The organism is Vibrio paracholerae (assembly GCF_037672085.1).
Classification (GTDB): Bacteria; Pseudomonadota; Gammaproteobacteria; order Enterobacterales; family Vibrionaceae; genus Vibrio; species Vibrio cholerae.
Genome location: NZ_JBBHLM010000002.1, coordinates 2,641,365 through 2,663,586 on the forward strand (window position 1 = coordinate 2,641,365; position 22,222 = coordinate 2,663,586).

Genomic DNA, 22,222 nt, shown 5'->3' on the forward strand with positions numbered 1-22,222 from the left:
AGAGGCGAGAAGTGTACATTAAACAATTGAGATAACTATATAAAAAAGCCGCGGAATCCGCGGCTTTTTTCGTCAACAACAATTCTAGAATGGGATGTCGTCATCAAAATCCATCGGCGGCTCGTTGTACTGCGGTTGGGAGTACTGTTGAGGCGCTGATTGTTGCATAGGTTGATGCTGCTTCGATGGTTGTTGCGGTTGTCCCCAGTTACTTTGCTGTGCCGGAGCATTCATACCGCCTTGAGCAGGCATTCCACCTTGTTGTGTGCGACCACCTAGCATCTGCATAATGCCATTGTATCCTTGCACGACAATATCGGTAGAATAACGATCTTGTCCATTTTGATCTTGCCACTTGCGAGTCTGTAGCTGCCCTTCAATGTAGACTTGAGAGCCTTTACGCAAGTACTCACCTGCAACTTCAGCCAATTTTCCATACAAAGTCACACGGTGCCATTCAGTTTTTTCCTTCTGTTCACCTGTGGCTTTATCACGCCAGGTTTCAGAGGTCGCGATGGTGATATTCGCTACTGCGCCGCCGCTTGGCATATAACGCACTTCAGGATCTTGGCCTAAGTTACCAATCAAAATTACTTTGTTCACGCCACGGCTTGCCATGTTTTGCTCCGTAATCAAGTCATGTCTATCAATTTGAAGTAGTCGGCAAGGATAACACCGTTTTGCTGACTGAACCAATCGAATTCCCTTATTCTGATGGCAGCCGAACTCATTTCACTGATCTTGTTTGCCCATTTTCAAGGTAGCTTCACCTAAATAACTCACTGATAAACTTATCTGTTACCTCACCTATTGAGGTGCTCCGCAAACTGCTTTTATCGCATAGCGTCAAAATCCATTTTTCGCCATATTAAGTGCATTATTTCATATCAACTGAGTCTGCAATTCATCATGCAACGAGCCAACTATGCACGCACGATTTATTTATTAACAACACAACCGAAGGCTTTACATCCCAGTGCTCAAGCCGCCATTGAGCAATTGAACCTGCCCGTCCCTGTGATTGAGCCAGAACGCTTATTACGCGAGTATCAATCCGATAAACACAAAATATTGTTGCTCGACTACGCGGAAAATGTCCTGATACGCCAGCAATTAGGCCCCCTTAAGCTTACCAGCCCCTACTTCGAAACTATTTTGTTTAATGTCGAGAAACGGTTAAGAACGGAAGATCTGCTCACTTTTGGAAATCTCAAGGGTTTGTTTTACGCCAATGAAGATATTGGCTTTATCGCCCACGGTCTTGGGGAGATCATTAATGGCCAAAACTGGCTACCTCGCCATGTTAGTAGCCAGTTACTGCATTACTATCGTTACGCTTTCCAAAGCCATCAAGTTCAAGCCACTGTCGATTTGACTGCACGTGAAATTCAGATCCTGCGCTGTTTACAAACTGGTGCATCGAATATGCAAATCGCTGAGAATTTATTTATTAGTGAGTTCACGGTGAAATCGCATCTTTATCAGATATTTAAAAAACTAAACGTGAAAAATAGAGTCAAAGCGATCGCTTGGGTTAATCAAAATTTACTGTAAAAGCGCTCAACCTAACGGGGTGCATTCACCATGAGTGAGTGGAGAAAAATGTAGTAACAATGCGACTTCACACACATTTTTTCGGCCAAGAGCGCCAACGTAATGCAGTTGTGAATCAGAAGTGGTAGAGTCGGCAAAAATTTCTCCCTAGCACACCATAGAGCAAAAATTATGATTAAGAAGTGTCTATTTCCGGCCGCTGGCTACGGTACACGATTCCTACCAGCGACTAAGTCGATGCCCAAAGAGATGATGCCGGTGGTTAACAAACCACTGATTGAATACGGCGTGGATGAAGCAATCCAAGCGGGTATCACAGGTATGTGTATTGTGACTGGTCGTGGTAAGCACTCGATCATGGATCACTTTGACATGAACTACGAGTTAGAGCACCAAATCCGCGGTACGAATAAAGAAGAGCTATTGGGTGATATCCGTAAAATCATCGAAAGCGCTAACTTTACCTTTATTCGCCAGCGCGAAATGAAAGGTTTGGGGCATGCTATTTTAACCGGTAAAGAACTGGTGGGTGATGAGCCGTTTGCCGTTGTGCTAGCGGATGACCTATGTGTAAACGAAGAGCAAGGCGTACTGGCGCAGATGGTTGCACTGTACAAGCAGTTCCGCTGCTCTATCGTGGCAGTGCAAGAGGTTCCAGAAAACGAAACTCACAAATACGGCGTGATCGCGGGTGAAATGATTAAAGACGATCTGTTCCGCGTCGATAACATGGTCGAAAAACCAGAGCCGGGCACAGCACCAAGCAACCTCGCCATCATTGGCCGTTATATCCTCACGCCAGATATTTTTGATCTGATTGAGCAGACCGAGCCAGGCAAAGGCGGTGAAATTCAAATCACTGACGCGCTGCTCAAACAAGCCAAAGCGGGTTGTGTACTGGCTTATAAATTCAAAGGTAAGCGCTTCGATTGTGGTAGCGTTGAAGGCTATATCGAAGCCACCAACTTCTGCTACGAAAACATGTACAAGAAAAACGACCAAAAAGTGGAGTTGGCTAAAAAGTCGACGCACAAAGGTCAGTAATTCGCTATCTAAACAATGCATTTAAAAGCCAACCTGCAACCTCTCAGGTTGGCTTTTTTGCTTTTGATATGACTGTTTTTTTATCCAGTAATTGCTTGCACTTTGTTCACGCTATGTAATACTTGCTGCACTTCGTTTAGCAAAGAGCAACCCAGATGGACAAAATCGAAGTACGCGGCGCTCGTACCCATAACCTCAAAAATATCAATCTGACCATTCCTCGTGACAAATTGATTGTCATCACCGGGCTCTCTGGCTCAGGTAAATCCTCACTGGCTTTTGATACGCTCTACGCAGAAGGTCAACGGCGTTATGTCGAATCACTCTCGGCTTATGCGCGCCAATTCCTTTCTCTGATGGAAAAGCCGGATGTAGACCACATTGAGGGGCTTTCACCCGCGATTTCGATTGAGCAGAAATCCACTTCCCATAACCCACGCTCTACCGTGGGTACGATTACGGAAGTGTATGACTATTTACGTCTACTCTACGCTCGGGTTGGGGAACCACGCTGCCCCGAACACCAAGTGCCACTGAAAGCGCAAACCATCAGTCAGATGGTAGACAAAGTACTGGAATTGCCAGAAGGCAGCAAAATGATGCTGCTGGCAACCATAGTCAAAGAGCGTAAAGGCGAACACGTTAAAACGTTAGAAAATTTAGCCGCGCAAGGCTTTATTCGTGCGCGTATCGATGGTGAAACCTGCGATCTGACCGATCCACCAAAACTCGAACTGCACAAAAAGCACACCATTGAAGTGATTGTCGACCGTTTCAAAGTGCGCAGTGATCTGCAGCAACGCTTAGCCGAGTCGTTTGAAACTGCGCTAGAACTTTCCGGCGGTATCGTCGTTGTCGCACCGATGGAAGGTGATGGCGAAGAGCAGATTTTCTCGGCTAACTTTGCTTGTCCACATTGTGGTTACAGCATGCGCGAGCTTGAACCACGCCTGTTCTCTTTCAACAACCCAGCCGGTGCTTGCCCAACCTGTGATGGTTTAGGAGTACAGCAGTATTTCGATCCAGATCGAGTGATTCAAGATGCCAATTTAAGTTTGGCGCAAGGGGCAATTCGTGGCTGGGATCAAAAGAACTTTTACTATTTCCAGATGCTGACTGCACTGGCCGAGCACTACGATTTTGATGTACACACGCCCTTCAATAAGCTGAGTAAAAAGATTCAAGACATCATCCTTCACGGCTCTGGTCGCACCGAAATTGAATTTAAGTACATCAATGATCGGGGTGATATTCGCCTTAAAAAACATCCTTTTGAAGGAATTTTGCATAATTTGGAGCGCCGCTATCGCGATACCGAATCCAACTCGGTGCGTGAGGAGCTGGCAAAATACATCTCCAACAAGTCTTGCAGCAGTTGTGATGGTACGCGCTTAAAAATCGAAGCACGCAATGTGTTTATTAATGATACTGCGTTGCCAACGATTGTAGAACTGAGCATTGCTGATGCGCTAACGTTCTTCCAAGAGCTCAAACTGGAAGGCCAACGTGCACAAATCGCTGAAAAAGTGATGAAAGAGATTAATGACCGGCTGCAATTTTTGGTCAATGTCGGGCTCAATTACTTAAATCTCTCGCGCAGCGCCGAGACGCTTTCCGGTGGCGAAGCTCAGCGTATTCGCCTAGCCAGTCAGATTGGTGCCGGTTTAGTCGGTGTAATGTATGTCCTTGATGAACCCTCGATTGGCCTCCACCAACGCGACAACGAACGCTTGCTGCAAACCCTCACCCACTTACGCAATCTAGGTAATACCGTGTTAGTGGTTGAGCATGATGAAGATGCGATTCGCATGGCAGATCATGTGATTGATATTGGCCCAGGTGCTGGCGTACACGGCGGCATGGTGGTTGCCGAAGGCAATGTGCAGGAAATCATCGCCAATCCAAACTCACTCACAGGTCAATATCTCAGTGGCGTGAAAAAAATCGCGGTACCAGAGCAGCGCACACCAAAAGATGCGAAGAAAACGGTAGAGCTTAAAGGCGCGGTCGGTAATAACTTAAAAAATGTTGACCTGTCTATTCCTGTTGGCCTGTTTACTTGTGTGACGGGCGTTTCAGGTTCGGGAAAATCCACTCTGATCAACGATACCTTCTTTAAGATTGCCCATACCGCACTCAATGGCGCGACGACGGCGACACCTGCGCCTTATCGCTCCATTCAAGGTCTAGAACACTTTGATAAAGTGATCGATATCGATCAGAGCCCAATTGGTCGCACTCCTCGCTCCAACCCCGCCACTTACACCGGAATCTTCACTCCAATTCGTGAATTGTTTGCCGGAACACAAGAGTCTCGCTCGCGTGGTTATCCGCCGGGACGCTTTAGTTTCAACGTGCGTGGTGGGCGCTGTGAAGCGTGTCAAGGCGATGGCGTGATCAAGGTAGAAATGCATTTCTTGCCTGATGTGTATGTACCTTGTGATGTGTGTAAAGGTAAACGCTATAACCGAGAAACACTGGAAGTACGCTACAAAGGCAAAACCATTGATGAAGTATTGGAAATGACTGTTGAAGACGCACGCGAGTTTTTTGACCCAGTACCTGTGATAGCACGTAAGTTGCAAACCTTGATGGATGTTGGGTTGTCCTACATTCGTCTTGGGCAATCAGCCACCACCTTATCAGGAGGTGAAGCGCAGCGGGTAAAATTAGCGCGTGAACTCTCCAAACGAGATACGGGCAAAACCCTGTATATTTTGGATGAACCAACCACGGGCCTACACTTCCACGATATTCAGCAACTATTGAGCGTTCTGCACCGCTTGCGTGACCATGGCAATACCGTGGTGGTGATTGAGCATAACTTGGATGTGATCAAAACGGCTGACTGGATCATCGATTTGGGCCCGGAAGGCGGCCAAGGCGGCGGACTGATTATTGCAGAAGGAACACCAGAAGATGTGGCGCAGATCGAAGCTTCACATACCGCACGTTTCCTCAAGCCTTTGTTGAATTAGAAAAAAAGGCTAAAGTAATGAAACCAGCGAACTGTGCGCTGGTTTCTTTTTTAAGGTGAACTGCATGGCAACTTTGCTGTTAAGTGGCACTCGGTTGGAGCCTCACGCTCCGAGCCTACCACTCAATAAACCGTTTCTTTTTGCCTTGGCTGTGGTTTATCTACTCGCCATGCATTTCTTTATGCCCAACCCCGGCGGCGCAGGGCTGGCACTCTCCTTCAATACTACGGTCTGGATCGCGACCAGCATAACACTGGCGATTGGTCTGTATCAGTTGGCGAATAATCAAGCGCTGCGTTATTCCAAGCTGACCATTGGACTTTGGTTAAGCTGTGTTCTGCTAACCCTACCCATCACTTACTCGAATGCCGATTGGTTTCATACTCTTGGCCGCTTAGTGGGTCTCTGGGCTGGATTTACTCTGTTTCTCGTCTTACAACAATTTCGCTTTAGCAACAAACATAAACAGCGTTTGCTGTGGTTTATTCTACTGGGTAGCGTCATTGAAGCCGTGATCGGTTTAATTCAATACTTTTGGTTAGAGCCGGGTAACCCTTTTGGTTATGACACCGAAGCAAATCGACCGTATGGTATTTTCCAGCAGCCCAATGTGATGGCCAGTTTCCTCGCAACAGGGCTGGTGTTGTCAGGTTATTTGCTGGCCAGACAACCGGAAAAATATGACTCGCGCTGGAGCAAAATCGGCATCCTTTACGCGACACCGCTACTCACGGCTCCCTTACTGGTCGTACTCGCCTCTCGCACTGGGTGGCTGGCCAGTTTATTGAGTATCGCTCTGGTTGCCCCTTACTTATATCGATTCGCTTCACGTCGGCGCTTTACGCTCTGGCTTCTTGCCATAGCTCTTGGGATTTGTGCAGGTTTTACCGCTATGTATGGCCAAGGAACCTCTGGTTTTGTCGCGAATAAGGCTGACTTAGAAAGCCCACGTCGTTTCACATTTCCACAAACCATAGATATGATCATCGAAAAGCCTTTTACAGGCTATGGTTATGGCAAATTTGAGGCGCAGTATCTGCTTTATACTGCTCGCCAGCATCAGTTAAATAGCAGCTATCCCGCTGGCTTAGCATCGATGGATCACCCACATAATGAGCTGTTGTACTGGGGGGTAGAAGGCGGATTACTGCCTGTAATGGGTATATTACTCGCCGCCTGTTTTTGTGCTCTACGCATTTATGCCGCTAAGCGTGGCACTCGCATGGCCATGCTGGCTCTGTTTGTGCCGATAACCTTACACGCTCAATTGGAGTATCCGTTTTACCACTCCGCAATCCACTGGATCACCTTTATCATCCTCATCTACTGGGTAGATCAACGGGTCGCACGCTATCGGCTGGCCAGCTTCACCACGCTCACGAAATCTTTACTGCGTATTACCAGCTTAGTGCTGCCGATTGTCACCAGCTTGTATATGGTCACAGCGTTACACACCAATTATGTGTTAACGCAATTTGAAAAATCTCAGCCACTCAATCCTGAATTGCTGAAAAACGTGACTAACCCATTGGTATGGCAAGACCGATTTGATTGGAATATCTACAGCACCTATCTGAACATCGGGCTCCATGAACAAAAAGCGGAGCTTATCCAACCCTATATCGATTGGTCGTTACAGATCATTCAACATAAACCGCGCCCGGCCTTCTATTCAAACATGATTTTGGCTTATCAAGGATTAGGCGATACGAGCCGTGCGCAGCAAATCCGCCGCGAGGCCGAATTTCTGTTCCCCAATCAAGATTTCAGTACAGTCCAGTACCACCCCTCGATAAAGGTCAACAGTGCCGCATCTGATGCTGAAGCTCCCTCAGCCGCGACGCCCTAAGCTCTTCAAGAAACAATAAGGGTGGCTTTTAAGCCACCCTTATTTCGCTTTCATACAGCTTTTCTCTTGCGTATGGTATTAACGCAGCGACTCTTCGAGCGCTCGCAAACAGAGCGCGATATTTTCTGAACGCGCGCCATAGCCCATAACCCCAATGCGCCACGCTTTGCCGGCTAATGCCCCGAGCCCAGCGCCAATTTCCAAATTGTATTCATTGAGTAGATGGCTGCGTACTTTGGCTTCCTCAATACCTTCCGGCACATAAATCGCGTTCAACTGCGGCAAACGATACGGCTCTGCGACCACAAATTGAAAACCGAGTTGCTCTAACCCTTGTTTAAGCTTCTCATGCATCAGACGATGGCGCTGCCACGCGTGCTCTAAACCTTCTTGTTGCAAAAGCAGTAGCGCTTCGTGTAGCGCGTACAAACTATTAACCGGAGCGGTATGGTGATAACTACGTTTGCCTGCGCCACTCCAATAACCTAATACCAAGCTTTGATCGAGGAACCAGCTTTGAATCGGTGTTTTTCGTGATTGAATCTTCTCAATGGCACGAGGTGAAAACGTCAACGGAGCCAATCCCGGCACACAAGAGAGGCATTTTTGGCTGCCAGAATACACCGCATCCAGTTGCCACTCATCCACCAGCAGGGGAACGCCACCGAGCGAGGTCACCGCATCAACAATCGTCAACAAACCATATTGCTTCGCTAGAGCACCTAACGCTTGCGCATCACTTAAGGCTCCAGTTGACGTTTCTGCTTGTACAAAAGCCAGTATTTTCGCATCCGGATGCTCATCTATCACGGCTTGCACTTTTTCAACGCTGACTGGGCAACCCCATTCATCATCAACCACCACAACTTCGGCCCCACAACGCACAGCGTTATCGCGCATCCGCTCACCAAACACCCCATTGCGGCAAACAATCACTTTATCGCCCGGCTCGACGAGGTTAACAAAACAGGCTTCCATACCCGCACTACCCGGCGCAGAAACGGCAATCGTAAATTCGTTTTCCGTTTGGAAAGCATATTTCAAGAGCTGTTTCAGCTCATCCATCATACCGATAAACAGTGGATCAAGATGACCAACCGTTGGGCGACTAAGCGCTTGCAGAACTTGAGGAGAGATAGCCGAAGGCCCAGGGCCCATCAAAATCCGATGCGGGGGAATAAAACTGCGAATTGTCATAACGACTCCTTGTTGTGGCGACCAGAACCACTAGCCTAATGCAATTCAGTAGCAGCAACAATTCGACCTATGTCCAGAGTGTTAATCCTTGTCACACTAATGTCATTTTTATTTGCACTTTTAGAACATTTTGTCGTTGACAAGATTTCGCCAACACCGTTCAATGTGTGAGCTATCTAGCAGAAGAGGAGCACTGCCCAGGCAGATGTTTTGTGGAGCCTCAACTCCAATACAGAACATTCAGGGGGAGTAGTGCCGAGGTGAATCAAAGTTGTGGCTTTGGTTTATCGGTTGAACGGGCTGAATCCCTTCAACTGTCATCAGCTCGAATCTGATGAAGAGCTTCTGAGGGAAATCTTTCTATAGTCACTCCTCTATTTTGCTCTATAAAAAACACTCTCTTCACAACATTGGACGTTGGGTTACCAACAACTCGTTTTTCAGGAAGTCTGGGAGAATTGCCGTGAGCACATTTAACGTCGCCAAGTTTGGTGGTACTAGTGTCGCCAACTTTGAAGCCATGAGCCGTTGTTCGGCCATTATCGAAAACAATCCACAAACACGCTTAGTGGTCAGCAGCGCCTGCTCAGGGGTGACCAATTTATTGGTCGAACTCGCCAATGGCGTGGCCTCAGCTGAACGCCGCCAAGCGATTTTGCAACAGTTGGCCGATATCCATTATGTGATTATCGACCAGCTCGCCGATCCGACACGCGTCGAAAAAGAAGTCAAAGCCGTGCTAGATTCTGTGGCCAGTGCTGCAGAAGCGGCGTCATTTCAATCCAGTAAAAAACTGACCGACCATCTCGTCGCCTGTGGTGAGCTCATCTCCACCCACATCCTGACTCAACTGATGCGTGAGCGTGGTCTCGACGCGGTACGTTTTGATATCCGCGAAGTGCTACGCACTGACGATCATTACGGTCGCGCCGAACCTCAATTGAAAGAAATTGCTCAATTAGCCAAAGAGAAACTGGTGCCACTGTGTGAGCAATATGTCGTCGTCACTCAAGGCTTTATCGGATCAGATGCGCAAGGTCATACCACAACTTTGGGCCGCGGTGGCAGTGATTATTCAGCCGCTTTGATTGCCGAAGCCGTGCAAGCTTGTGGCTTGGAAATTTGGACTGACGTACCGGGGATCTACAGTACCGATCCACGTATCGCGCCAAAAGCAGCGCCGATTCCTGAGATAAGCTTTAGCGAAGCCTCAGAAATGGCCAATTTTGGTGCCAAGATTTTGCATCCATCCACCTTGCTTCCAGCGGTACGCCATGGCATTCCCGTGTTTGTTGGCTCATCAAAAGAACCGGAAAAAGGCGGTACTTGGATCCGTAAACAAGTCGAAAGCGCGCCACTGTATCGCGCACTTGCACTACGCTGTAATCAAACCATGGTGACACTGCGTAGCGCGCAGATGTTCCATGCTTACGGTTTCCTCGCCAAAGTGTTCGAAATTCTCGCCAAGCATAAAATTTCGGTAGATCTCATCACCACATCAGAAATCAGCGTGTCACTGACACTGGATAAAACCGATACCTCAGGCGGTGCACCAGAATTGCCTGAAGCGGTGCGCGCCGAGTTAGAGGAGCTATGCACGGTTGAAGTCGAATACAACCTGTGTTTGATTGCTCTGATCGGCAACAAGATGAAAGAGAGCCGCGGCTACGCCAAACAAGTATTCAGCGTATTGGAAGATTACAACCTCCGCATGATTTGCTATGGCGCCAGCGCGCATAACCTCTGTTTCTTGCTGCATGAATCTGTCTCTAAGCAAGCGGTGCAGAAGCTGCATAAAGAGCTGTTTGAGCAAGAGTAAAATCAAACTCGCGAGATAAAAACCAGAGGCCACATGATGTGGCCTCTTTTATTGTGGATGGTGGTCTTATTGATTAAGCATCAAGGTTAGGCGCTAGCCACTTTTCGGCTTGTTCCAAACTCCAACCTTTACGCTCAGCGTAGCTGTGCAGTTGATCTTGTTGGATCTGCGCAACCGCAAAATAGCGAGAATCGGGATGCGAGAAATACCAACCGGATACCGAAGCGCCCGGCCACATCGCATAGCTTGTGGTCAATGACATACCGATGGTCTCTTCGACATTCAGCATCTGCCACAAAGTCGCTTTCTCGGTGTGCTCTGGGCAGGCAGGATACCCCGGCGCTGGTCGAATGCCCTGATAACGCTCACGGATCAGTTCATCATTGGAGAGATTTTCATCGCTCGCATAACCCCAAATCTCTTTACGCACTTTTTCATGCAGATATTCCGCAAAGGCTTCCGCCAAACGATCGGCTACCGCTTGGATCATGATCGCATTGTAATCATCACCCTGAGCTTTATAAGCATCGGCCAAGGCTCGCTCACCAATGCCACCAGTTACCGCAAACGCGCCAATCCAATCACGTTTACCGCTCTCTTTCGGGGCAACGTAATCTGACAAACAGTAGTTGGCCCCTTTCGGTTTCTCAGTCTGCTGACGCAAGTTGTACAGCATATGCGCGACTTGCGTACGCGATTCATCACTGTACACCTCAATGTCATCACCCACGCTTGCTGCTGGGAACAGTGCACACATGCCACTGGCTTTCAGTAGCCCTTCTCGCTCTACTTTATCAAGCAAGGCATTGGCATCATCAAACAGACGTTTGGCCTCTTCACCAACCTCTTCATGCTCCAAAATGGCAGGGTATTTGCCCATAAGCGACCAAGTCATAAAGAAAGGCGTCCAGTCGATATAAGGACGTAGTGTGGCTAACGCAATGTTTTCAAACACATGCACACCCGGTTTCGCAGGAGCGGGCGGCGTGTAATTTGCCCAATCCAGCGCCGCTTTATTAGCACGTGCCTGCTCTAACGTGACTGGACGCGATTTGGGCGTTTTACGCGCATGCTGATCACGCGTGCGCTCATAATCGAGATCCAAACGTTCGATAAACCCAGGACGCAGTTCATCAGACAATAACGATGTGCACACCCCCACCGCACGCGAAGCATTATTCACGTACACCACAGGCGCATGATAATTCTGCTCGATCTTCACCGCAGTATGCGCTTTAGACGTTGTTGCCCCACCAATCAAAAGTGGCAGTTCAAACCCTTGTCGCTCCATCTCTTTCGCCACGTGTACCATCTCATCCAAAGACGGCGTGATAAGCCCAGAGAGACCGATGATATCGACATTTTGCTCGCGTGCGACTTTGAGGATCTGCTCGCAAGGCACCATCACACCAAGATCGATGATCTCGAAGTTATTACACTGCAGCACGACGCCAACAATGTTCTTACCAATGTCATGCACATCGCCTTTTACGGTCGCCAGCAAAATCTTACCATTTGAAGTGCTACCACTTTTTTGCGCATTAATGAAAGGCTCAAGATACGCAACGGCTTGTTTCATGACGCGCGCTGATTTCACGACTTGCGGTAGGAACATTTTCCCTTCCCCGAACAAGTCACCAACGACGTTCATGCCATCCATCAGCGGCCCTTCAATCACTTCCAGTGGTTTACTGGCTTGCTGACGTGCTTCTTCAGTGTCTTGGACGATAAATTCGGTGATGCCTTTGACTAAAGCGTGCTCTAGGCGCTTAGCCACAGGCCATGCGCGCCACTCTAACGCAGAAGCATCCTCTTCTTTACCAACACTGTTTTCGCGATACGCTTCGGCGATCTCAAGCAGTCTTTCCGTGCCATCGCTACGTCGATTGAGGATCACATCTTCCACTGCCTCACGCAGTTTCAGCGGAACGTTATCGTAGATTTCAAGCTGCCCTGCGTTGACAATCCCCATGTCCATGCCGTGTTTGAAGCAGTGATAAAGGAAAACAGCATGGATCGCTTCACGCACATAGTTGTTGCCGCGGAAAGAGAAGGAAACGTTAGACACACCGCCAGAAATCATCGCATGCGGCAGCTCACGCTTAATGTCCGCCACTGCATTAATGAAATCCAGTGCGTAGTTATTGTGCTCATCAATTCCGGTCGCAACGGCAAAGATGTTCGGGTCGAAAATAATATCTTCCGGTGGGAAGCCCACCTCATCGACCAAAATATGGTAAGCCCGACGACAGATCTCTAATTTGCGCTCACGGGTATCGGCTTGGCCCACTTCGTCAAACGCCATCACAATCACGGCTGCACCATAGCGACGCACCAATTTGGCTTGGGCAATAAACTTCTCTTTCCCTTCTTTTAGAGAGATAGAGTTGACGATGCCTTTACCCTGAATGCATTTCAGACCCGCTTCAATGACTTCCCATTTAGAGGAGTCGACCATCACCGGAACTTTGGATATTTCTGGTTCAGAGGCGCATAGATTCAAAAAGCGCACCATGCACGCCTCGGCGTCCAACATGCCTTCATCCATGTTGATATCAATGATCTGCGCGCCGTTTTCGACTTGCTCACGCGCCACATCGAGCGCTTCATCGTATTGCTCTTCTTTAATTAAACGCTTAAAACGCGCTGAACCGGTGACGTTAGTACGTTCGCCCACGTTAACAAACAAGGTTTCAGGGCCAATATTGAGCGGCTCTAAACCCGAGAGACGACATTCTACTTTCAGATCTGGCAGAGCCCTTGGTTTCACACCCTCGACGGCTTTGGCAATGGCGGCGATATGCTCTGGAGTAGTTCCACAGCAACCACCGACCAAATTCAAAAAGCCAGCTTGTGCCCATTCAGCAATATGTTCTGCCATTTCCTCGGCAGAGAGATCGTATTCACCAAACGCATTGGGCAGTCCGGCATTCGGGTGCGCGGAAACATAGCATTCTGAAATGCGTGAAAGCTCTTCCACATACTGGCGCAGCTCATCAGGGCCTAACGCACAGTTCAAGCCAAACGAAATAGGGCGGACATGACGCAACGCGTTGTAGAACGCTTCTGTTGTCTGTCCAGACAAAGTACGCCCAGAGGCATCGGTAATCGTACCGGAAATCATCACAGGTAAACTGATACCCAGTTCTTCAAATACGCTATCGACCGCAAACGCACAGGCTTTGGCGTTAAGCGTATCGAAGATGGTTTCAATCAGGATCAGATCGCTGCCACCCTTGATCAAAGCGCGCGTCGATTCGGAATAAGCTTCAACAAGCCCATCAAAAGTGACGTTACGAAATCCCGGATCGTTGACATCTGGCGAAATAGAGCAAGTACGATTGGTTGGCCCAAGCACACCAGCTACATAGCGTGGCCGACTTGGATCTTTAGCCGTCCACTCATCCGCGACTTCACGTGCAAGCTTAGCCGCGGCAAAGTTAATTTCGGCACTGAGCGATTGCATGTCGTAGTCTGCCATGGCAATCGTGGTGGAGTTAAAGGTGTTGGTCTCAAGAATATCCGCCCCCGCTTCAAGGTAAGCCGAGTGAATCTCTTTAATAATTTGCGGCTGAGTAAGCACTAAGAGGTCGTTATTTCCTTTCAGATCACAATGCCAATCGACAAATCGTGCACCGCGATAGTCTTCCTCTTGTAACTTATAACTCTGAATCATGGTACCCATACCACCATCAATCAGTAGGATACGCTGTTTCAATTGCTGTTCGAGTTGTTGTCTTACTTCTTTTCCCACAATACCGCCTCATTCCTTATGCGTTTGCCACATCCTATCACACAAAATTCAGAAATCTAGACGTCTAAAACAGCCATTCTTTCGTGACTCAGTTTAATGGTGTGAGCTGAACCCTATGTGATGAAAAAGTATTTGCTATTTACTCAACAGAGAAAGACAATTTCGTTCACAAATTGTTACACACACTGAGAAGAGAATGTCCGTCTACTACACTTTGTGCTTCCTCTCTGCGGCAGCCATGTTGATTGCATTTATCAATAGCAAGATCAGCCGAATGCAGACTACCATCGCAATCACTGCAGGTTCGATGATGTTATCGTTACTGATCTTGATCGCGGGTCAAAACGACTGGTTTCATCTCAATCAAATCGCCACCGAAACAGTGACCAGCATTAATTTTGAAAACTTTTTGCTGAAAGGGATTTTAGGGTTTCTGCTGTTCGCCGGAGGTCTAGGCATTAAATTGCCAAACCTGAAAGATCAGAAATGGGAGATTACGGTATTGGCTCTTGGCGCAACGCTGTTTTCGACTTTCTTTATTGGATTTACTCTCTATGGTTTCTGCCAATTAATCGGTATCCAGTTTGATCTGGTTTACTGCTTGTTATTTGGCGCACTTATTTCACCCACTGACCCAATTGCTGTACTTGCGATTGTCAAAAAGCTCCAAGCCCCGAAACGCATTTCTACCCAAATTGAAGGCGAATCGCTATTTAACGATGGTTTTGGCTTGGTTATCTTCGTGACCATCTTTACCATCGCTTTCGGACATGAAACACCAACGGTTGGCAGCGTTACCCTCCTCTTCATCCAAGAAGCGATTGGGGGCATTGTTTACGGTTTCTTATTGGGACTTCTTTTCCACTATCTGATCTCCGCAACCGACGACCACTCAATGGAGTTGTTACTAACCATTGGTATTCCAACCGCGGGTTACGCGTTTGCCGATGTCATCCATGTCTCAGGCCCACTCGCTATGGTCGTATCTGGGATCATGATTGGTAACTGGACTCGTTTTATTGGCTTCTCAAAAGAGAGTGAAGAGCATCTCGATCACTTCTGGGAACTCGTAGACGAATTTCTCAACGGAGTCTTATTCCTGCTGATAGGTATGTCAATGCTACTGTTTGAGTTCCATAAAGAAGACTGGCTCCTGATGGCTTTTGCAGTCCCACTGGTGTTATGTGGCCGCTACCTCAGCGTATTAGCCTCCTACATTGGATTTAAACGCTACCGCAACTATAACCCTTGGTCGGTCCGTATTCTGACTTGGGGAGGATTACGCGGAGGACTTGCGTTAGCAATGGCACTATCAATCCCTTCTGGTGTAATGGTTATTCCAGATAAGCTGATCGATGTAAAAGAAATCATCCTTGTAATGACCTATGCAGTAGTGGTGTTCTCAATCCTAGTCCAAGGCTCAACCATTACTCCTATGATTGAGAAAGCTAAAAAGGCAGAAAAAGCCCTCCAAGCTGAAATGAATACAGACAATCAATCCCCTATGACTCAGCAAGAGCAACAACACTAATCTCCATTGTGTAATCGACAAACCGCAGTTAAACACTGCGGTTTTTTATTACCCTCAGAATCCTTTCCCAGATGACTAGACGACTTAAACGACTTGGAGCTGCAGGTAGGCGATAAATGAGCAAATACCTATGTGCATAGATTCATTCCTAGTTACCTAAGCCTTGGTTTGTGGACTTGAAGCTACAGCAGTTTCGGCTGTATTTGCTTACCAAGTTCTCTCCAAACACATAGTGCATATAGACTCTGATAGATAAGCTTAAGGATAACGTTGATAAAGTACACTCGTTGGATAAACGCAAAAAGACAAAGACAAAAAGAGCAGTAAGAAGAGTTGGACAGTTTGGGATGATTGAACATCGTAGAGGATGAAAACTGGAACAGACGATAAGCGGTGATTAAATCTGGCTTTCAGTGTCTCCAGAAAGCAAAAAACCCAGTCCTAAGACTGGGTTTGGTAATAAGTGGCGGAGCGGACGGGACTCGAACCCGCGACCCCCGGCGTGACAGGCCGGTATTCTAACCGACTGAACTACCGCTCCGCTGTCTGGTTAGACGTTTCGTCTACTTTTTTTGCCTTTAGATTTTTCTTAAACATCTAAAAACAAGAAGTTAAAGCCTGGCGATGTTCTACTCTCACATGGGGAGACCCCACACTACCATCGACGCTGTTTCGTTTCACTTCTGAGTTCGGGATGGAGTCAGGTGGGTCCAAAACGCTATGGTCGCCAAGCAAAATTCTTTTTTGATTTCACTTTTTCTTAAAAAGTGATAACCAACAATTCTGGAAAGCTGTCTTCGTTCTCTCAACACATTCTTATGCGCTCAGCTTTGAGTCCACTACAAAACCCCTTGGGTGTTGTATGGTTAAGCCTCACGGGCAATTAGTACAGGTTAGCTCAACGCCTCACAACGCTTACACACCCTGCCTATCAACGTTCTAGTCTCGAACAACCCTTTAGGACGGTTAAACCGTCAGGGAAGACTCATCTCAGGGCTCGCTTCGCGCTTAGATGCTTTCAGCGCTTATCAATTCCGAACTTAGCTACCGGGCAATGCGTCTGGCGACACAACCCGAACACCAGAGGTTCGTCCACTCCGGTCCTCTCGTACTAGGAGCAGCCCCCTTCAATCTTCCAACGCCCACGGCAGATAGGGACCGAACTGTCTCACGACGTTCTAAACCCAGCTCGCGTACCACTTTAAATGGCGAACAGCCATACCCTTGGGACCGACTTCAGCCCCAGGATGTGATGAGCCGACATCGAGGTGCCAAACACCGCCGTCGATATGAACTCTTGGGCGGTATCAGCCTGTTATCCCCGGAGTACCTTTTATCCGTTGAGCGATGGCCCTTCCATACAGAACCACCGGATCACTATGACCTGCTTTCGCACCTGCTCGAACCGTCATTCTCGCAGTTAAGCGGGCTTATGCCATTGCACTAACCTCACGATGTCCAACCGTGATTAGCCCACCTTCGTGCTCCTCCGTTACTCTTTGGGAGGAGACCGCCCCAGTCAAACTACCCACCAGGCACTGTCCTCACCCCAGATAATGGGGCTAAGTTAGAACATCAAACATACAAGGGTGGTATTTCAAGGACGGCTCCAACGCAACTAGCGTCACGTCTTCATAGCCTCCCACCTATCCTACACATGTAGGTTCAATGTTCAGTGCCAAGCTGTAGTAAAGGTTCACGGGGTCTTTCCGTCTAGCCGCGGGTACACTGCATCTTCACAGCGATTTCAATTTCACTGAGTCTCGGGTGGAGACAGCGTGGCCATCATTACGCCATTCGTGCAGGTCGGAACTTACCCGACAAGGAATTTCGCTACCTTAGGACCGTTATAGTTACGGCCGCCGTTTACCGGGGCTTCGATCAAGAGCTTCGCTTGCGCTAACCCCATCAATTAACCTTCCGGCACCGGGCAGGCGTCACACCGTATACGTCATCTTGCGATTTTGCACAGTGCTGTGTTTTTAATAAACAGTTGCAGCCACCTGGTATCTGCGACTCTCGTCAGCTCCATCCGCAAGGGACTTCACCATCAAGAGCGTACCTTCTCCCGAAGTTACGGTACCATTTTGCCTAGTTCCTTCACCCGAGTTCTCTCAAGCGCCTTGGTATTCTCTACCCGACCACCTGTGTCGGTTTGGGGTACGATTCCTGACTATCTGAAGCTTAGAGGCTTTTCCTGGAAGCATGGCATCAATGACTTCACTACCGTAGTAGCTCGACGTCGTGTCTCAGCCTTAGAAAGAGCCGGATTTACCTAACTCTTAAGCCTACGCACTTGAACCAGGACAACCGTCGCCTGGCCCACCTAGCCTTCTCCGTCCCCCCATCGCAATAGTCAGAAGTACGGGAATATTAACCCGTTTCCCATCGATTACGCCTTTCGGCCTCACCTTAGGGGTCGACTCACCCTGCCCCGATTAACGTTGGACAGGAACCCTTGGTCTTCCGGCGAGGAGGTTTTTCACCCCCTTTGTCGTTACTCATGTCAGCATTCGCACTTCTGATACCTCCAGCAGCCCTTACAGACCACCTTCAACGGCTTACAGAACGCTCCCCTACCCAATATCTAAAAGATATTGCCGCAGCTTCGGTGTATTGCTTAGCCCCGTTACATCTTCCGCGCAGGCCGACTCGACTAGTGAGCTATTACGCTTTCTTTAAATGATGGCTGCTTCTAAGCCAACATCCTAGCTGTCTGAGCCTTCCCACATCGTTTCCCACTTAGCAATACTTTGGGACCTTAGCTGGCGGTCTGGGTTGTTTCCCTCTCCACGACGGACGTTAGCACCCGCCGTGTGTCTCCCGGATAGTACTTACTGGTATTCGGAGTTTGCAAAGGGTTGGTAAGTCGGGATGACCCCCTAGCCTTAACAGTGCTCTACCCCCAGTAGTATTCGTCCGAGGCGCTACCTAAATAGCTTTCGGGGAGAACCAGCTATCTCCGAGTTTGATTGGCCTTTCACCCCTAGCCACAAGTCATCCGCTAATTTTTCAACATTAGTCGGTTCGGTCCTCCAGTTGATGTTACTCAACCTTCAACCTGCCCATGGCTAGATCACCCGGTTTCGGGTCTATATCCAGAGACTGAGCGCCCAGTTAAGACTCGCTTTCGCTACGGCTCCCCTATACGGTTAACCTTGCCACTGAATATAAGTCGCTGACCCATTATACAAAAGGTACGCAGTCACACCACGAAGGTGCTCCTACTGCTTGTACGTACACGGTTTCAGGTTCTATTTCACTCCCCTCACAGGGGTTCTTTTCGCCTTTCCCTCACGGTACTGGTTCACTATCGGTCAGTCAGGAGTATTTAGCCTTGGAGGATGGTCCCCCCATATTCAGACAGGATATCACGTGTCCCGCCCTACTCGATTTCACGCTCGATGAAGCGTCGGTTACGGGGCTATCACCCTGTATCGCCAAGCTTTCCAGCTTGTTCACCTACTTCACCGAGTGCTTAAGGGCTAATCCAGGTTCGCTCGCCGCTACTACCGGAATCTCGGTTGATTTCTTCTCCTCGGGGTACTTAGATGTTTCAGTTCCCCCGGTTTGCTCTGTTAACCTATGTATTCAGTTAACAGTAACTGCTTATGCAGTTGGGTTTCCCCATTCGGAAATCGCAGACTCAAACGGCTCTTACTGCCTTATCTGCGCTTATCGCAAGTTAGTACGTCCTTCATCGCCTCTGACTGCCTAGGCATCCACCGTGTACGCTTAGTCACTTAACCATACAACCCGAAGGAGTTTCGGATTGCTGTTTAAACAACCTAAGTTGTCTCGCGTTTAATTTACATGAGTGCGAGACAGATTTTGCCGGACTCAAATTTGAACAAGACCGAAGTCTTATTCGATACCAAGCACACTTGAATGTGTTGTTGGTGTTTATCTTTCGATAAACATTGAGAACTTTACAAACAACAATAAATTGTTGTTTTGTCAGCTTTCCAAATTGTTAAAGAGCAAAGTACTTCTTATCACTAAGAGCCACTTTTTAAGGACTTTCGGCGGCAAAAATCCGAACCACGCAGTGTTGGGTGGTTTGGAAATTTATTCCAAAAATACTTAAAGAGTGGTGGGCGATACCGGGTTCGAACCAGTGACCCCCTGCTTGTAAGGCAGGTGCTCTCCCAACTGAGCTAATCGCCCACATGTTTTACTTCCTGTGGAGGAAGAGAGTGGTGGGTCGTGCAGGATTCGAACCTGCGACCAATTGATTAAAAGTCAACTGCTCTACCGACTGAGCTAACGACCCCCTAACTTCACAACGGAAGTGGTATCCCGTAGGGGAGTCGAACCCCTGTTACCGCCGTGAAAGGGCGGTGTCCTAGGCCTCTAGACGAACGGGACACTAAGATACTCTTCTCTAATCTAAACCGAATCAATCTGTGTGGACACTCATCACGATAACCATCGTGTAAGGAGGTGATCCAGCGCCAGGTTCCCCTAGCGCTACCTTGTTACGACTTCACCCCAGTCATGAACCACAAAGTGGCAAGCGTCCTCCCGAAGGTTAAACTACCTGCTTCTTTTGCAGCCCACTCCCATGGTGTGACGGGCGGTGTGTACAAGGCCCGGGAACGTATTCACCGCAACATTCTGATTTGCGATTACTAGCGATTCCGACTTCATGGAGTCGAGTTGCAGACTCCAATCCGGACTACGACGTACTTTGTGAGATTCGCTCCACCTCGCGGTATCGCTGCCCTCTGTATACGCCATTGTAGCACGTGTGTAGCCCTACTCGTAAGGGCCATGATGACTTGACGTCGTCCCCACCTTCCTCCGGTTTATCACCGGCAGTCTCCCTGGAGTTCCCACCATTACGTGCTGGCAAACAAGGATAAGGGTTGCGCTCGTTGCGGGACTTAACCCAACATTTCACAACACGAGCTGACGACAGCCATGCAGCACCTGTCTCAGAGTTCCCGAAGGCACTCCAGCGTCTCCGCTAGATTCTCTGGAAGTCAAGAGTAGGTAAGGTTCTTCGCGTTGCATCGAATTAAACCACATGCTCCACCGCTTGTGCGGGCCCCCGTCAATTCATTTGAGTTTTAATCTTGCGACCGTACTCCCCAGGCGGTCTACTTAACGCGTTAGCTCCGAAAGCCACGCCTCTAGGGCACAACCTCCAAGTAGACATCGTTTACGGCGTGGACTACCAGGGTATCTAATCCTGTTTGCTCCCCACGCTTTCGCATCTGAGTGTCAGTATCTGTCCAGGGGGCCGCCTTCGCCACCGGTATTCCTTCAGATCTCTACGCATTTCACCGCTACACCTGAAATTCTACCCCCCTCTACAGTACTCTAGCTTGTCAGTTTCAAATGCGATTCCTAGGTTGAGCCCAGGGCTTTCACATCTGACTTAACAAACCACCTGCATGCGCTTTACGCCCAGTAATTCCGATTAACGCTTGCACCCTCCGTATTACCGCGGCTGCTGGCACGGAGTTAGCCGGTGCTTCTTCTGTAGGTAACGTCAAATGATTAAGGTATTAACTTAACCACCTTCCTCCCTACTGAAAGTACTTTACAACCCGAAGGCCTTCTTCATACACGCGGCATGACTGCATCAGGCTTGCGCCCATTGTGCAATATTCCCCCACTGCTGCCTCCCGTAGGAGTCTGGACCGTGTCTCAGTTCCAGTGTGGCTGATCATCCTCTCAGACCAGCTAGGGATCGTCGCCTTGGTGAGCCCTTACCTCACCAACTAGCTAATCCCACCTGGGCATATCCGGCAGCGCAAGGCCCGAAGGTCCCCTGCTTTGCTCTTGCGAGGTTATGCGGTATTAGCCATCGTTTCCAATGGTTATCCCCCTCTACCGGGCAATTTCCCAGGCATTACTCACCCGTCCGCCGCTCGCCACCCAAGGAACAAGTTCCTCTGTGCTGCCGCTCGACTTGCATGTGTTAGGCCTGCCGCCAGCGTTCAATCTGAGCCATGATCAAACTCTTCAATTAAAAGTTTTGTGAAGCTTTCGCTTCGGCTCAATGAATACTGATTACATTCTTTGCTTAATAAAAAGCGAAGTAATGTTGAATTGACTGTGCTGAATGATTGCTCATTCAAATGGTCACTCAGTTCATTGATAAATCTTTTTTGATTATCATCAACGAGTGCCCACACAGATTGATTGGTTTATATTGTTAAAGAGCTTGGCTTTCAGTGCCTTAGCACGTCAGCGAGGTGCGTATAATACGCTGCCCACTTTGAAAGTCAACATAAAACTCTAAAATTTTTAGAACTTTATGGTGACTCGTCTATTGCTAGACTAGTCGGAGCTTTTGTCTTCACTTTTAAAAAGTGAAAATAAATTAAAGCCTGGCGATGTTCTACTCTCACATGGGGAGACCCCACACTACCATCGACGCTGTTTCGTTTCACTTCTGAGTTCGGGATGGAGTCAGGTGGGTCCAAAACGCTATGGTCGCCAAGCAAAATTCTTTTTTGATTTCACTTTTTCTTAAAAAGTGATA

General features: G+C 48.4%; 9 protein-coding genes, 4 tRNA genes, 4 rRNA genes and 1 riboswitch. Of the genes, 6 read left to right on the forward strand and 11 right to left on the reverse strand.

Annotated elements, in window-relative coordinates; all coding sequences use genetic code 11:
• Nucleotides 1-84: 84 nt before the first annotated feature.
• Entirely contained in the window at nucleotides 85-618 is a 534-nt protein-coding gene (locus R4537_RS17150; protein ID WP_071178320.1) for a single-stranded DNA-binding protein, read from the reverse strand.
• A 291-nt stretch (nucleotides 619-909) separates the two neighbouring features.
• Here R4537_RS17150 and R4537_RS17155 point away from each other — a divergent pair, with 291 nt between their 5' ends.
• The 4 genes from R4537_RS17155 (at nucleotide 910) to R4537_RS17170 (ending at nucleotide 7,425) form a co-directional block, all read left to right on the forward strand.
• Entirely contained in the window at nucleotides 910-1,554 is a 645-nt protein-coding gene (locus R4537_RS17155; protein ID WP_071178319.1) for a LuxR C-terminal-related transcriptional regulator, read from the forward strand.
• Between the two features lie 171 nt (nucleotides 1,555-1,725).
• Entirely contained in the window at nucleotides 1,726-2,598 is an 873-nt protein-coding gene (gene galU, locus R4537_RS17160; protein ID WP_001920788.1) for a UTP--glucose-1-phosphate uridylyltransferase GalU, read from the forward strand.
• Between the two features lie 155 nt (nucleotides 2,599-2,753).
• Entirely contained in the window at nucleotides 2,754-5,576 is a 2,823-nt protein-coding gene (gene uvrA, locus R4537_RS17165) for an excinuclease ABC subunit UvrA (RefSeq protein WP_032478782.1), read from the forward strand.
• 64 nt (nucleotides 5,577-5,640) lie between these two features.
• Complete coding sequence (locus R4537_RS17170; RefSeq protein ID WP_071178318.1) at nucleotides 5,641-7,425, forward strand: oligosaccharyltransferase; 1,785 nt, start codon at nucleotides 5,641-5,643, stop codon at nucleotides 7,423-7,425.
• 78 nt (nucleotides 7,426-7,503) lie between these two features.
• Here the strand turns inward: R4537_RS17170 and R4537_RS17175 are convergent, their stop codons facing one another.
• Nucleotides 7,504-8,622 (reverse strand): pyridoxal-phosphate-dependent aminotransferase family protein, encoded by a 1,119-nt coding sequence (locus R4537_RS17175; RefSeq protein ID WP_071178317.1) that lies wholly within the window; start codon nucleotides 8,620-8,622, stop codon nucleotides 7,504-7,506.
• Nucleotides 8,623-8,797: 175 nt separating this feature from the next.
• A riboswitch (Lysine riboswitch) is annotated at nucleotides 8,798-8,975 on the forward strand.
• A 110-nt stretch (nucleotides 8,976-9,085) separates the two neighbouring features.
• Between R4537_RS17175 and lysC the strand changes: the two genes are divergently transcribed.
• Complete coding sequence (lysC, locus tag R4537_RS17180; RefSeq protein WP_071178316.1) at nucleotides 9,086-10,441, forward strand: lysine-sensitive aspartokinase 3; 1,356 nt, start codon at nucleotides 9,086-9,088, stop codon at nucleotides 10,439-10,441.
• A 73-nt stretch (nucleotides 10,442-10,514) separates the two neighbouring features.
• On the opposite strand, the gene metH is transcribed toward lysC, so the two are convergent.
• Nucleotides 10,515-14,195: a methionine synthase gene (metH, locus tag R4537_RS17185; protein ID WP_071178315.1), complete on the reverse strand. Its 3,681-nt coding sequence runs from the start codon at nucleotides 14,193-14,195 to the stop codon at nucleotides 10,515-10,517.
• A gap of 196 nt (nucleotides 14,196-14,391) precedes the next feature.
• Between metH and R4537_RS17190 the strand changes: the two genes are divergently transcribed.
• Nucleotides 14,392-15,726, forward strand: coding sequence for a cation:proton antiporter (locus R4537_RS17190; protein ID WP_071178314.1), 1,335 nt, complete (start codon nucleotides 14,392-14,394; stop codon nucleotides 15,724-15,726).
• A gap of 464 nt (nucleotides 15,727-16,190) precedes the next feature.
• Here R4537_RS17190 and R4537_RS17195 read toward each other — a convergent pair.
• From R4537_RS17195 to rrf (R4537_RS17230), 8 genes are all read right to left on the reverse strand, one after another.
• Nucleotides 16,191-16,267 (reverse strand) — tRNA-Asp (locus R4537_RS17195).
• Nucleotides 16,268-16,342: 75 nt separating this feature from the next.
• Nucleotides 16,343-16,458 (reverse strand): 5S ribosomal RNA (gene rrf / locus R4537_RS17200).
• A gap of 130 nt (nucleotides 16,459-16,588) precedes the next feature.
• Nucleotides 16,589-19,475 (reverse strand): 23S ribosomal RNA (locus R4537_RS17205).
• 342 nt (nucleotides 19,476-19,817) lie between these two features.
• Nucleotides 19,818-19,893, reverse strand: a tRNA-Val gene (locus tag R4537_RS17210).
• A gap of 30 nt (nucleotides 19,894-19,923) precedes the next feature.
• A tRNA-Lys gene (locus R4537_RS17215) sits at nucleotides 19,924-19,999 on the reverse strand.
• 19 nt (nucleotides 20,000-20,018) lie between these two features.
• Nucleotides 20,019-20,094, reverse strand: a tRNA-Glu gene (locus tag R4537_RS17220).
• 68 nt (nucleotides 20,095-20,162) lie between these two features.
• Nucleotides 20,163-21,706: ribosomal RNA gene (locus R4537_RS17225) — 16S ribosomal RNA — on the reverse strand.
• Nucleotides 21,707-22,065: 359 nt separating this feature from the next.
• Nucleotides 22,066-22,181, reverse strand: a 5S ribosomal RNA gene (rrf, locus tag R4537_RS17230).
• Together the 16S, 23S and 5S rRNA genes with 4 tRNA genes alongside form the textbook arrangement of a ribosomal RNA operon.
• Between the last annotated feature and the right edge of the window lie 41 nt (nucleotides 22,182-22,222).

What these genes read in the sequence shown, in the direction of transcription:
- R4537_RS17150 (WP_071178320.1), bottom strand. Translation starts at nt 618, where the DNA reads ATGGCAAGCCGTGGCGTGAACAAAGTAATTTTGATTGGTAACTTAGGC.
- R4537_RS17155 (WP_071178319.1), top strand. Translation starts at nt 910, where the DNA reads ATGCAACGAGCCAACTATGCACGCACGATTTATTTATTAACAACACAA.
- galU (WP_001920788.1), top strand. Translation starts at nt 1,726, where the DNA reads ATGATTAAGAAGTGTCTATTTCCGGCCGCTGGCTACGGTACACGATTC.
- uvrA (WP_032478782.1), top strand. Translation starts at nt 2,754, where the DNA reads ATGGACAAAATCGAAGTACGCGGCGCTCGTACCCATAACCTCAAAAAT.
- R4537_RS17170 (WP_071178318.1), top strand. Translation starts at nt 5,641, where the DNA reads ATGGCAACTTTGCTGTTAAGTGGCACTCGGTTGGAGCCTCACGCTCCG.
- R4537_RS17175 (WP_071178317.1), bottom strand. Translation starts at nt 8,622, where the DNA reads ATGACAATTCGCAGTTTTATTCCCCCGCATCGGATTTTGATGGGCCCT.
- R4537_RS17190 (WP_071178314.1), top strand. Translation starts at nt 14,392, where the DNA reads ATGTCCGTCTACTACACTTTGTGCTTCCTCTCTGCGGCAGCCATGTTG.